The following is a 12,904-nucleotide window of genomic DNA, read 5'->3' as shown; positions in this document are numbered from 1 at the left end:
CGTCCATGCCGGCCCCAATAATTAAATTTCCATCAAGTCCTTTTCTTTGGCCGCCAGAGCGGTGGCCACATCGGCAACGAACTTGTCGGTAATTTTCTGGATCTCATCCTGTGCGCGACGATCATCGTCTTCGGTAATCTCTTTTTCTTTCAGCAGATCCTTCACGTCTGCCAGCGCATCGCGACGGATATTGCGGATAGAAATACGGGCGTTCTCCGCTTCGGCGCGTGCCTGCTTGATGTAATTCTTGCGAGTTTCCTCAGTCAAAGGCGGCATTGGCAGGCGAATCAGCTCACCCTGGGTGGAGGGGTTCAGGCCCAGATCCGACTTCATAATGGCCTTTTCAATTTCCGGCACAATGGCCTTCTCCCAGGCACTGATAGACAGGGTACGCGCATCCAGAACCGAGACATTAGCGACCTGATTCAGCGGGGTATCCGCACCGTAGTAGCTGACGGTAATGCCATCGAGAATACTTGGGTGGGCGCGCCCAGTGCGAATTTTGTTGAAGTTAGTACCCAGCGCCTCGATGCTCTTGCCCATGCGCTCTTGAGCTTCCTGCTTGATTTCATCCAACATTTTCTTGATTCCCCTCTTCAATCAGGGTGCCTTCATCTTCACCCTGGATAATTTTGACCAGTGCGCCGGTTTTATCCATACGGAAAACACGCACAGGCATATTGTGATCACGGCACAGGCAAATGGCCGTCAAATCCATAACGCCCAATTTCTTCTCCAGCACCTCATCATAAGTCAGGCGCTCGTAGCGAGTGGCATTGGGATCTTTCATTGGGTCGGCAGTGTAAACACCATCAACCTTGGTGGCTTTCAGTACAATATCCGCTTCCACTTCGATGCCGCGCAAACAGGCTGCAGAATCGGTGGTAAAGAACGGGTTACCGGTACCAGCTGAGAAAATAACCACTTCACCGCTTTTCAGAAAACGGGAAGCCTTGCGTCGGTCATAGTGATCCACCACCCCACTCATGGGAATGGCCGACATAACGCGGGAAGAGATATTACTGCGCTCCAGAGCGTCACGCATGGCCAGAGCATTCATAACGGTAGCCAGCATGCCCATATGGTCGCCGGTAACACGATCCAGACCAGCCGCACTCAGAGCCGCACCGCGAAACAGGTTACCGCCACCGATAACCAGCCCAACCTGAACACCGATACCGACTAATTGACCAATTTCCAGAGCCATTTTATCCAAAACCTTGGGATCGATTCCGAAACCTTCGGTTCCCATCAATTCTTCCCCGCTGAGTTTCAGCAGAATCCGCTGGTATTTCTTTTCTCTGGTATTGGGCATAGAGGTGCTCCGCTTGGTGCTAATTCAATGGCAGGACAAAATTCACCGGATTTTAACAGCAAAAAGGCGGAGGTATCGACCCCCGCCTTCTTAAAATTAGAGGCTTACCACAAAAGGGCGACCTCCGATTGTCTTAACGCAAAATTAAGACTTGCTGGCTTCCAGCTGAGCGGCAACTTCAGCAGCGAAGTCAGCTTCTTCAACTTCGATACCTTCGCCCACTTCAAAGCGAACTACCTGAGCAATGGTGGCACCGCCGTCTTTAACCAGCTGACCAACAGTTACGTCAGGGTTCTTAACGAAAGGCTGCTCGGTCAGGCTGTTTTCTTTCAGGAACTTGTTGATACGACCAACCATCATCTTTTCAACAATGTCCTCTGGCTTGCCAGCCATATCCGGCTGAGCCTTGATGATCTCTTTCTCTTTGTTCAGCTCGTCTTCCGGCATGTCTTCAGGGCTAACAACACGAGGGTTAACAGCAGCAACGTGCATGGCAACGTCGCGAGCCAGCTCATCGGTACCGCCTTCGAGCTTAACCAGAACCGCAATCTTGCTGTTGGAGTGAACGTAAGCACCAACCACGCCGCCGTCTACAACTTCAGCACGACGGAAACCAATATTTTCACCAACCTTCTGAACCAGCGCCTGACGCTGATCTTCAAGGCCTGCAGCGATATCAGCGGTCTTACCGTCAAATGCAGCATTTACACACACATCAACAAACGCCAGGTAATCTTCGTTACGAGCAGCGAAGTCAGTCTCGGTGTTAACCTCAACTACAACACCGAAAGAAGCGTCATCGGCTACTTTAACAGCAACAACACCTTCAGCCGCAGTACGACCAGCTTTCTTCTCAGCTTTCAGGCCAGAAGCCTTACGCAGGTTCTCAATTGCCAGCTCGATGTCACCGTCGGCTTCTTTCAGAGCTTTTTTACACTCCATCATGCCCAGACTGGTGCGCTCGCGCAGTTCTTTTACCAGGGAAGCAGAAATAGCTGCCATGATCATGTCCTCTTAAATTTGGATGCTTTATAAAACTCGAAAAAGGGGGCCATGCCCCCTTCTTGCTCTTGTGGCCACCTTGGCAGCCACTGGAAATACATTCCGGGCGCCCTTTATAAGGGCGCTTTATGACAATTACTGCTCGGCAGCACCGTCATTGGCTTCAACGTACTCGTCAGCTTGCTTAGGAGCGGACTGAGCAGATGCAGCACCTTCAGCGTAAGCGTCGGCAACAGCGCCAACGTACAGTTTGATAGCGCGGATCGCATCGTCGTTACCAGGGATAACGTAGTCGATACCGTCTGGGTTGCTGTTGGTATCAACAACACCGATTACAGGGATACCCAGCTTGTTGGCTTCCTGAATGGCAATGCGCTCATGTTCAACGTCGATTACGAACAGAGCATCAGGCAGACCGCCCATATCTTTAATACCACCGATGGATTTTTCCAACTTCTCCATGGCACGGGTACGCATCAGAGCTTCTTTCTTGGTCAGCTTATCGAAGGTACCGTCAGCGCTTTGGGTTTCCAGATCACGGAAGCGACGGATGGAAGCACGAATGGTTTTGTAGTTGGTCAGCATACCACCCAACCAGCGGTGGCAAACGTATGGCTGACCAGCGCGCTCTGCTTGTTCCTTGATTACTTTGGAAGCAGCACGCTTGGTGCCAACAAACAGAACTTTCTTCTTCTGGGAGCCCAGAGCTTTAACTACATCCAGAGCTTCGTTAAAAGCTGGCAGAGTGTGCTCCAGGTTTACAATATGAATTTTGTTACGAGCGCCAAAGATGTATTGACCCATCTTTGGGTTCCAGTAGCGAGTTTGGTGACCGAAGTGGACACCAGCTTGCAGCATATCGCGCATGCTAATAGTAGGCATATCAAGTTTTCCTTGGGTTAGGCCTCCATACACCCCATCTTTCCAACCCTGTCACGGCAATGGCCGATTTCCAGAGCACCCGAAAAGACGTGTCGGAGTATGTGTGACGTTATCTATCTAAAGTAGTTTTCCCGGCCCTTTATGAGCAGGGGCGCGCTTTATACCACAAACCTGCCTTACAAACAAAGAAAATCGGGCATTTGAGGCTAAAGAATCCGCCCGGTTGTTTGAGGGATGTGACTCTCCTTCCGCTTCGTGGCACATCCATGTGCCGTCCCGCGCTCATCCCTGGCGCTAGGCGCTTCAGGAGAGCCACACCCCTCAAGCAACCTAAGCAGTAGATTCAAGCTAATCCTATCTTGCCGATAAGGACTATAAAGCTGTCGGGTACTGTTTTGGAGTGACTAGCGCCATGGATGGACGCGGGACGGTGCATGGATGCACCACGGAACGGAAAAACAGTACCCGACAGATTTATAGGCCGCCACCCAACACCCTACAAGCTACCCTAGACATGGTTTACAATACCCGACCATTTTTGTCAGACGAGCCGTACAGTCACCATGAAAGTCAGCATCAAAACCCCCGAACAAATCGAAAAAATGCGCATTGCCGGCCGCATGGCTGCCGAATGTCTGGAGCTTATTGAAGAATACGTGGTTCCCGGGGTAACGACAGCTGAACTGGACCGCATCATTCACGAACACATCGTCAATGTGCAAAAAGCCATTCCCGCCTGCCTGGGCTACAAGGGCTTCCCCAAATCCGTCTGCACCTCGGTCAACCAGGTGGTGTGCCACGGCATCCCATCCGAGAAAAAGATTCTGAAAAATGGCGACATCATTAATATCGACGTAACCGTCATCTACGAAGGCTGGTATGGTGACACCAGCAAGATGTACACCGTGGGCAAGTCTGCACCCCACGCCGATCGACTGATCCAAATTACTCAGGAATGCCTATACAAGGGTATTGAACTGGTTAAGCCCGGCTGCCGCCTGGGGGATATTGGTGAAGTTATCCAGAAACACGCTGAAAAGAACTACTACTCAGTTGTGCGTGAATACTGTGGTCACGGCATTGGCGATGTATTTCACGAAGAGCCTCAGGTTATGCACTACGGCAAGGCCGGTACCGGTCTGGTTTTGGAAGAAGGCATGACGTTCACCATCGAACCCATGATCAATGCTGGCAAGGCTGCTACCAAGCTTTTGAAAGATGGCTGGACCGTTGAAACCCGCGACAAACGCCTATCCGCCCAGTGGGAACACACCCTGGCCGTGACCAGTGACGGAGTGGAAGTTCTGACTGCACGCGGCGAAGAATCCTTCTAAGAGACATTCGCACCATGGAAATGCCCTATTTTGAAGGACCTCTGTCGTTCTTTAACCAAGCTCGCTTTCGCAAAAGTCTGGAAGCCTCTGAAGGTCGCTATATTCCCGTATTCAAAGACGCCATCAACGCCGCCAATGTGCAACTGGATCGCCGCTTTGAAGAAGGCGAAGAAATTCGCAACCTGATTTACGACCGATCACTGTTTATCGACTGCATTCTCCACTACGTCTGGCATCAATTTACCTGGAGCGACAGTGTCTGCCTGATGGCCGTGGGTGGCTATGGTCGCGGCGAATTGCACCCCCGCTCGGACATCGATCTCCTGCTGTTGCTCAGCGAAGAAAAGCCGGAAGATATGGAATCCGCTCAGGGTCTGGTCACCTTGCTCTGGGATATCGGTCTGGATATTGGCTCCAGCGTGCGCACCATTGATCAATGTCTGGAAATTGCCGCAGAAGACATCACCGTGATGACCAACCTGATTGAATCACGCACTCTTGTTGGCAATCGCGAGCTGTGCCTGCAATTGCAGAAGAGTATCCAGCCTGAACATATGTGGGACTCCAAAGCCTTTTTCCAGGCTAAATGGCAGGAACAGATCGAGCGCCACAAGAAGCACAGCAACACCGAAACCAATCTCGAACCGAACGTGAAAAATGCCCCGGGCGGACTGCGCGACATCCAAACTATCGCCTGGGTGGCCAAACGTCACTTCAAGGTTCGCACCCTGAAACAGCTGGAAGGTCACAGCTTTTTCACCGAAGAAGAATTTGCCCTGCTGCAAAACGGCGAAGAATTCCTCTGGAAGATTCGCTATGGCCTGCACATGGTGGCCGGCCGCGCCGAAGAACGCCTGCTGTTTGATCATCAGCGATCACTGGCCGCGGTGATGGGCTACAAGGATCAGGACGGTAAGCTTGCCGTTGAGCAGTTGATGCACCGCTATTACCGGGTGGTGTTATCACTGGCCGAACTCAATGATGTCCTGCTGCACTACCTTGACGAACACATTCTCAATGACGAACTGGATGATGTAGTTCGCCCGATCAACCCCCGCTTTCGCCTCCGCAACGGCTATATCGAAGCCTCAACAGAGACTGTGTTTCTGGAAGAGCCCTCAGCACTGCTGGAAATCTTTGTCCTGATGGGGCAAAACCCGACCATCAAAGGTGTGCGCCCGGAAACCATCCGCCTGTTGCGTCAGCACCGCAACCTGATTCACGAAGATTTTCGCGACGACACCAAAAACAAAGATCTGTTTATGCAGTTATTGCGCAGCGAACACGGCTTGTTCAAACAACTGCGTCGCATGAAGCGCTACAACATCCTGGGGCGCTACCTGCCGGAATTCAAAAACATTATCGGCCAGATGCAGCACGACCTGTTCCATATCTACACCGTGGATGCCCACACTTTGTTGCTGATTAAAAATCTGCGCAAATTCCGCTACCAAGAGGCCGAGCAGACATTCCCTCTGGCCTGGGAAGTCCACAAGCGTATCGACAAACCGGAACTGCTCTACATAGCCGGCCTCTACCACGACATTGCCAAGGGTCGCGGCGGCGACCACTCGACACTGGGCGCGGTCGATGCCATGGACTTCTGTCAACGCCACGGACTCAATAACAGCGATTCCCGTCTGGTTGTCTGGCTGGTGGAAAAACACTTGCTGATGAGTCAGATCTCACAGAAACAGGACCTGTCCGATCCGGAAGTGATCCATCATTTCGCCAACGAAGTGGGTGACCAGAGGCATCTCAACTATCTGTACCTGCTGACCGTGGCGGACATCAATGCCACCAACCCGACCCTCTGGACCAGCTGGCGCGACACACTGATGCGCCAACTCTACACCGAAACCAAACGCGCCCTGCGCCGCGGTCTGGAAAACCCGATTGATCGCAAAGAGTTGATCGAGGAAACCCAGCAAGCCGCGATGCGCAAAATGATCATCAACGGCGCCGAAGAGGATATGGTACTGCGCCTGTGGGACTATCTGGGTGACGATTATTTTCTGCGTGAAAGTGTCGATAATATTGTCTGGCAGAGTGAGGCCATTCTGCAGCACAACAGTCCGCAAGACCTGATCCTGATTCGCAACAACGAAGATGCACATCAGGCAGACATCACCGAAATTTTCCTGCGCACTCAAAACCGCGACAACATTTTTGCCGCCGTTGCCTCTGCACTGGACAACCTCAACCTGAGCATCATCGACGCCCGCATCTACAACACCGAGCGCGGCGGTTACACCATCGATACGTTCTATGTCACTCAGGAAGATGGCTTGCCGGTTGAGCTGGATGATAAAACCAGAGACAAAATCCATGGTGCCCTTGCGGAAGAACTGGCCCTGACCGACCGCTATTCCGACATCGTCAAGCGTCGCACACCGAGAATGCTCAAACACTTTGCGGCACCGACTCGCACCAGTCTGAGTAACGACATCAATACCAATACCACGGTATTGGAAGTGATCAGCCCTGATCGCCCCGGACTTCTGGCCCTGATTGGCCGCATCTTCCTGCAATACGACATTCAGCTGCAAAACGCCAAAATTACCACCCTTGGTGAAAAGGTCGAAGACATCTTTTTCCTTACCGACAAAGACGGCAATCCGCTCAGCGACCCACAGTTGTGCGATGAGCTGCAACAGGACATCTGCAAACAACTCGATCAACAGGTACAGGGTGAGTAGCTCACTGCATAACCTACATGTCATCCTGAGCCCTTAAACATGTCATCCTAAGCGAAGGAAGGATCTCCCAGAGAGATCCTTCCTTCGGTCGCCTGAATGACAATATTATTTTTTAGGTCACACTAATGAATCCAGATCTGACTCTTTTACAGCCCTACCCCTTTGAAAAGCTTAACGCTTTAAAGGCCGAGGTTACGCCCCCCAAAGATCTCGCTCATATCGCCTTATCCATTGGTGAGCCCAAACACGAACCTCCCGCGTTTGTGCTGCAAACCCTGGTTGATAATCTGCCACGCATTGCCAACTATCCCACCACCAAGGGCCTGCCGGAACTCCGCGAGGCCATTGCCAGCTGGCTGCAAAACCGCTTTAAATTGAATAAAGGCAGCCTCAACGGCGAAGATCATGTATTACCCGTCAATGGTACCCGTGAAGCCCTGTTTGCCTTTGCCCAAGCGGTGATTGACCGAACTTCAAATCCACTGGTAGTCAGCCCCAACCCCTTTTACCAGATCTACGAAGGGGCGGCGTTTCTGGCCGGCGCCGAACCGCACTTTTTGAACTGCACCAAAGACAACGGTTACATCCCGGATTTCGATGCCGTACCGGCGGACGTATGGCAACGCTGTCAGCTGCTGTTTCTGTGTTCCCCGGGCAACCCCACCGGTGCCGTGATCGACACCGCCACCCTGCAAAAGCTGATTGCGCTGGCCGACGAACACGACTTTATTATCGCCAGTGACGAGTGTTATTCCGAACTCTACTTCGATGAAGACCGCCCACCGGTTGGCCTGCTGCAGGCCTGCGCTGAAATTGGCCGCGACGACTTCAAGCGCTGCGTGGTATTCCACTCGCTGTCCAAGCGCTCTAATCTGCCCGGTCTGCGCTCCGGCTTTGTGGCCGGTGACGCCGAGGTACTGAACAAGTTTCTGCTATACCGCACCTATCATGGCTGCGCCATGCCCATCACATCGCAGCTGGCCTCGATTGCCGCCTGGAACGATGAGGGGCATGTCAAAGCCAACCGCGACGCCTATCGCGCCAAGTTCGATGCGGTGCTGAACATTCTTGATGGCCACCTGAACGTCAGCAAGCCCGACGCCAGTTTTTACCTGTGGCCACAACTCGATGGCATCAGCGATATCGATTTTGCCCAGCGTTTGTTTGCCGAACAGCACATTACGGTGTTGCCCGGTCGCTTTATTGGTCGTGAAGCCGAAGGCCTGAATCCGGGCGAAAATCACGCGCGCATGGCACTGGTGGCCACACTGGAAGAGTGCGTAGAAGCCGCCGAACGCATCAAGCATTTCCTGCAGAAGGGTTAAGACGGATGCTAAAGGCCGAACGCGTCGAATTTATCCAGAACCGCCTTGAGGAACTCTACCCGGAAACACCCGTGCCTCTGGATCACAAAGACCCCTATACACTGTTGGTGGCTGTATTACTCTCTGCCCAGTGTACCGACGAGCGGGTCAATCAGGTCACCCCGGCGTTATGGGAATTGGCCGACAATCCCTTTGATATGGCGATGCAGCCGGTGGAAGCCATTCAGGCCATTATTCGCCCCTGCGGCCTGTCACCGCGCAAGTCCAAAGCCATTTCCGAGCTGTCGCAAATTCTGGTGGAAAAATACAACGGCGAAGTGCCTGCCGACATGGAAGCATTGGAAGAACTGCCCGGCGTCGGCCATAAAACCGCCAGTGTCGTGGTTGCACAGGCGTTTGATATTCCCGCATTCCCTGTGGACACCCACATCCACCGTTTGGCCCAGCGCTGGGGACTTACCTCAGGCAAAAACGTGGTGCAAACCGAGAAAGATCTGAAGCGATTATTTCCCGCCGAGAAATGGAATGCCCTGCACTTGCAGATCATTTTTTATGGCCGGGAGTACTGTTCCGCCCGCGGCTGTGATGGCACGGTGTGCGATATTTGCCGCAGCTGTTACCCCAACCGCAAGAAGCCCAAAAAGGTTTTAAAACCCTGAACTGCAGGGTAAGTTCTGATGCGTTTTAACGCAGTTTACGCACCTTGAATTTGCGACCTTTGATCTTGCCATCCGTCAGGCGTTTCAACGCCTTATTGGCCTGCCCCCGCTCAATGGCGACGTAGGTGACATAGTCCATCACCGTAATCTTGCCCACCGCCTTGCCATTGATGCCCGCCTCACCGGTCAGCGCCCCCAGCACATCACCCGGGCGCACTTTTTCTTTACGGCCACCGGCAATACACAGGGTTACAAACGGCGGCGCCGGAATCGTGGCAGCTTCTACCGTAAGCGTTTCAACGGCCTCAAACTCCAACTCTCGCTGCTGATAATCGGCAATGGCATCGAATTTATAACGCTCCGAATCGGCCAACAAGCTCAACGCAAACCCCGCTTTACCGGCACGGCCGGTTCGACCAATGCGATGCACGTAGACCTCGGCATCGCGGGGCAAATCGTAGTTCACCACCAACGGCAGATCATCCACATCCAAGCCTCGAGCGGCAACGTCGGTAGCCACCAACACGGTGCAACTCAACTGCTTAAACTGCACCAGCACCTGATCACGATCACGCTGCTCAAGATCCCCGTGCAGGGCACTGGCCGAGATACCCTGCTCACGCAAATGGGCACACACCTGCTGAGTGGCCTGCTTGGTGTTACAGAACACCACCGCCGCCTGTGGCTGATGAAGGCAGAGCAATTTAACCAGACTCTCCAGCCGCTCACTCTTCTGGCAGATATAAAACTGCTGATCGATCTGCTGATCGTTGTGCAGAGACTCTACCTGCACATGCTCGGGATCTTTCTGAAATTGAACACTGATGGCCTTAATATCTTTAGGAAAGGTGGCCGAGAAAAACAGCGTCTGCCTTGATGCCGGTGTCTGCTCGATGATGGTTCGCATATCCTCGATAAATCCCATCTCCAGCATGCGATCGGCCTCATCCAGCACCACACATTTAGCGCGTTTAAGAGACAGGGTCTTCTTGCGTAGATGATCCTTAATCCGCCCCGGAGTGCCCACCACAATATGAGCACCATGCTCCAATGAGCCAATCTGCGGACCAATGGACTGGCCACCGCACAGGGTCACCACTTTGATGTTCTGCTGGTAGCGGGCCAGCCGACGGATTTCCGTAGCCACCTGGGTTGCCAGCTCCCGGGTTGGGCAGAGCACCAGAGCCTGGGTGCCAAAGTCTCTGGGGTTAAGCTGTTTCAGCAAAGGCAAAGCAAAAGTGGCGGTTTTACCGCTGCCAGTCTTGGCCTGAGCAATCAGATCCTTGCCAGCCAGAGCCAGCGGCAGGGCCAACGCCTGAATCGGCGTCATCTCCCGATAACCCAGGTGTTCAAGATTTTTCAGCTGGGCAGGTGGTAGCGACAGGTTGGCAAAACTTTGATCACTCATGGTGTTATCCCGTAATTATTAGTCTGACCGCTACTGCTCGGCCAGCTGGCTGGCCAGATACTCTTCGTAGGTGCCCTGAAAATCCACCAGTTGCTTATGGCGCACATCAATCACCCGGGTCGCCAGCGAAGACACAAACTCGCGGTCGTGGCTGACAAAAATCAGGGTGCCTTCGTAATGTTCCAGCGCCAGATTCAACGCCTCGATGGATTCCATGTCGAGATGGTTGGTGGGTTCGTCCATCAACATCACGTTGGTGTCCATCATCATTAGCTTGCCAAACAACAGTCGGTTCTTTTCACCACCGGAGCAAACCTTGACCTGTTTTTTGAAATCACCGGAGGAAAACAACAAGCGCCCCAGCGTTGACCGGACAATCTGATCATCGTGCTTCGGCTTGCGCCACTGGCTCATCCAGTCAAACAGATTCAGATCGCAATCAAAATCGGCGGTACTGTCCTGCGGACAATAGCCCAGCGTGGCATTCTCCGCCCATTTTACCGTGCCTTCATTGGGCGTCAGCTCACCCATCAGGCAGCGCAGCAGGGTGGTTTTACCGGCACCGTTTTCGCCAATAATAGCCAGTCGGGAACCAGCTTCCAGAATCAGGTTGCCGTCACTGAACAGGGATTCACCATCAAAACCGTGGCCCAGCTTTTCCAGAATCAGCGATTGGCGATGCAGCTTGGTTTCCTGCTTAAAGCGGATATAGGGGCTGACACGACTGGAAGGCTTAATGTCTTCCAGCTTGATTTTTTCAATCTGCTTGGCGCGTGAAGTCGCCTGCTTGGCCTTGGAGGCGTTGGCGGAAAAGCGGCTGACAAACTGCTGCAACTCGGCAATCTGGGCACTCTTCTTGGCGTTTTCAGCCTGCAACAGTTCCCGGGCCTGGGTCGAGGCCGTCATAAAGTCATCGTAGTTGCCGGGGTAGATGCGCAGCTCGCCATAATCAATATCGGCCATATGGGTGCACACGGAATTCAGAAAATGACGATCGTGCGAGATGATGATCATGGTGCTCTGGCGGGAGTTCAACTCGGACTCCAGCCAGCGAATCGAATCAATATCAAGGTTGTTGGTGGGCTCATCCAGCAGCAAAATATCCGGATCGGAAAACAGAGCCTGCGCCAACAGCACCCGCAACTTCCAGCCCGGGGCCACCTCACTCATGGGACCGTAGTGCAACTCTTGTGCAATACCGGCACCCAGCAGAATCTCGCCGGCACGATTCTCGGCGCTGTAGCCATCCATCTCGGCAAAGCGCACTTCCAGATCCGCGACCTGCATGCCCTCTTCTTCGGACATCTCCGGCAAACTGTAGAGCCGATCCCGCTCCTGCTTCACCTGCCACAGCTCACTGTGCCCCATGATCACGGTGTCAATCACGCTGTATTCCTCAAAGGCAAACTGATCCTGGCTCAATTTACCAACCCGCTCATCGGGCCCAAACGACACATTGCCAGCCGAGGGCTCCAGACTGCCATCGAGTATTTTCATAAACGTCGATTTGCCACACCCGTTGGCACCAATCAGACCATAGCGATTGCCATCGCGAAATTTGACGGAAATATTTTCGAACAGGGGCTTGGCGCCAAACTGCATGGTGATGTTAGCGGTTGTAATCACGGGAAATTCCTGAAGATAGCGGCCCAAATACCGGGGCCTGAGAGGGATATTGGCAAGGTGGCGAACTATAAAGACTCGGCGCCTTAATGTCGAGATAAACGACCAGGTCAAAACCCTGACAAAGACAGGGTTAAGCCAAAGCTTGCCGCAAGAAAACACGGACAGTAAAAATGCGTACATAAGAGCCAGCATTCATAGTAAAATGCTCGGCTTTTGGCGTCATCAGACCCACATTTTACTATTCTCAGGCAATACTGACCCCTATGAACGTTACTCTTTACGGCATCCCCAACTGTGACACCGTCAAAAAAGCCCGCGTTTGGCTGGACGACAACAATATCGAGCACCGCTTTCACGACTTCCGCAAAGACGGCCTGGAAGCCGATCAGGTGAAACAGTGGATTACCACACTGGCGCTGGACACCGTGATCAACAAGCGCAGCACCAGCTGGAAAGCGCTGACAGATGAACAGAAGAATGGCCTGAACGAACAAACTGCGGTTGAACTGATTCTAGACAGCCCCACATTGATTAAACGACCACTGCTGGACAAAGACGGCGAGCTGCAAGTGGGCTTTAAAGCAGCTAATTACGAATCCACTTTTGCCTAAAGGCAGTACTTACTGCATATCGAATTTTTATTACTGATTAAAA

11 protein-coding genes are annotated in these 12,904 nt (G+C 52.8%); 5 read left to right on the top strand and 6 right to left on the bottom strand.

Features of this window, described 5'->3' with window-relative positions; translation table 11 throughout:
• Positions 1–21: 21 nt before the first annotated feature.
• The 4 genes from frr to rpsB form a co-directional block, all read right to left on the bottom strand.
• Complete coding sequence (gene frr, locus ACPXV9_RS03935; protein WP_423894772.1) at positions 22–579, bottom strand: ribosome recycling factor; 558 nt, start codon at positions 577–579, stop codon at positions 22–24.
• Entirely contained in the window at positions 569–1,315 is a 747-nt protein-coding gene (gene pyrH, locus ACPXV9_RS03930; protein WP_423894770.1) for a UMP kinase, read from the bottom strand. Before pyrH ends, frr begins: the two co-directional genes overlap by 11 nt.
• A 144-nt stretch (positions 1,316–1,459) precedes the next feature.
• Complete coding sequence (tsf, locus tag ACPXV9_RS03925; RefSeq protein WP_423894768.1) at positions 1,460–2,317, bottom strand: translation elongation factor Ts; 858 nt, start codon at positions 2,315–2,317, stop codon at positions 1,460–1,462.
• 135 nt (positions 2,318–2,452) lie between these two features.
• Positions 2,453–3,199 (bottom strand): 30S ribosomal protein S2, encoded by a 747-nt coding sequence (rpsB, locus tag ACPXV9_RS03920; RefSeq protein ID WP_423894767.1) that lies wholly within the window; start codon positions 3,197–3,199, stop codon positions 2,453–2,455.
• A gap of 563 nt (positions 3,200–3,762) precedes the next feature.
• On the opposite strand from rpsB, the gene map reads away from it, so the two are divergent.
• The 4 genes from map (at position 3,763) to nth (ending at position 9,216) form a co-directional block, all read left to right on the top strand.
• Entirely contained in the window at positions 3,763–4,533 is a 771-nt protein-coding gene (gene map / locus ACPXV9_RS03915) for a type I methionyl aminopeptidase (protein ID WP_423894765.1), read from the top strand.
• A 14-nt stretch (positions 4,534–4,547) separates the two neighbouring features.
• Complete coding sequence (locus ACPXV9_RS03910) at positions 4,548–7,232, top strand: [protein-PII] uridylyltransferase (RefSeq protein WP_423894764.1); 2,685 nt, start codon at positions 4,548–4,550, stop codon at positions 7,230–7,232.
• Positions 7,233–7,357: 125 nt separating this feature from the next.
• Entirely contained in the window at positions 7,358–8,557 is a 1,200-nt protein-coding gene (dapC, locus tag ACPXV9_RS03905) for a succinyldiaminopimelate transaminase (RefSeq protein ID WP_423894763.1), read from the top strand.
• A 5-nt stretch (positions 8,558–8,562) separates the two neighbouring features.
• A complete protein-coding gene (gene nth, locus ACPXV9_RS03900) occupies positions 8,563–9,216 on the top strand; it encodes an endonuclease III (RefSeq protein ID WP_423894761.1) in 654 nt (217 codons plus the stop codon).
• Between the two features lie 25 nt (positions 9,217–9,241).
• Here the strand turns inward: nth and dbpA are convergent, their stop codons facing one another.
• Positions 9,242–10,624, bottom strand: coding sequence for an ATP-dependent RNA helicase DbpA (gene dbpA, locus ACPXV9_RS03895; protein ID WP_423894759.1), 1,383 nt, complete (start codon positions 10,622–10,624; stop codon positions 9,242–9,244).
• Between the two features lie 30 nt (positions 10,625–10,654).
• The gene (locus ACPXV9_RS03890; RefSeq protein ID WP_423894757.1) at positions 10,655–12,250 is read right to left on the bottom strand and encodes an ABC-F family ATPase; all 1,596 of its coding nucleotides are present in this window, start codon (positions 12,248–12,250) and stop codon (positions 10,655–10,657) included.
• Positions 12,251–12,513: 263 nt separating this feature from the next.
• Between ACPXV9_RS03890 and ACPXV9_RS03885 the strand changes: the two genes are divergently transcribed.
• Positions 12,514–12,861, top strand: a complete 348-nt coding sequence (locus tag ACPXV9_RS03885; RefSeq protein WP_423894755.1) for an ArsC family reductase — start codon at positions 12,514–12,516, stop codon at positions 12,859–12,861.
• Positions 12,862–12,904 lie beyond the last annotated feature (43 nt).

The organism is Candidatus Pelagadaptatus aseana, from assembly GCF_040362265.1.
GTDB lineage: Bacteria > Pseudomonadota > Gammaproteobacteria > Pseudomonadales > Cellvibrionaceae > Pelagadaptatus > Pelagadaptatus aseana.
Note: the sequence above shows the minus strand (reverse complement) of the source record. Positions and strands in the feature narration are given on the sequence as shown.

Excerpts from the sequence above, each read along its gene's own strand:
- frr (WP_423894772.1), bottom strand. The coding sequence starts at position 579 with ATGTTGGATGAAATCAAGCAGGAAGCTCAAGAGCGCATGGGCAAGAGC.
- dbpA (WP_423894759.1), bottom strand. The coding sequence starts at position 10,624 with ATGAGTGATCAAAGTTTTGCCAACCTGTCGCTACCACCTGCCCAGCTG.
- ACPXV9_RS03910 (WP_423894764.1), top strand. The coding sequence starts at position 4,548 with ATGGAAATGCCCTATTTTGAAGGACCTCTGTCGTTCTTTAACCAAGCT.
- nth (WP_423894761.1), top strand. The coding sequence starts at position 8,563 with ATGCTAAAGGCCGAACGCGTCGAATTTATCCAGAACCGCCTTGAGGAA.
- rpsB (WP_423894767.1), bottom strand. The coding sequence starts at position 3,199 with ATGCCTACTATTAGCATGCGCGATATGCTGCAAGCTGGTGTCCACTTC.
- ACPXV9_RS03885 (WP_423894755.1), top strand. The coding sequence starts at position 12,514 with ATGAACGTTACTCTTTACGGCATCCCCAACTGTGACACCGTCAAAAAA.
- dapC (WP_423894763.1), top strand. The coding sequence starts at position 7,358 with ATGAATCCAGATCTGACTCTTTTACAGCCCTACCCCTTTGAAAAGCTT.
- pyrH (WP_423894770.1), bottom strand. The coding sequence starts at position 1,315 with ATGCCCAATACCAGAGAAAAGAAATACCAGCGGATTCTGCTGAAACTC.
- tsf (WP_423894768.1), bottom strand. The coding sequence starts at position 2,317 with ATGGCAGCTATTTCTGCTTCCCTGGTAAAAGAACTGCGCGAGCGCACC.
- map (WP_423894765.1), top strand. The coding sequence starts at position 3,763 with ATGAAAGTCAGCATCAAAACCCCCGAACAAATCGAAAAAATGCGCATT.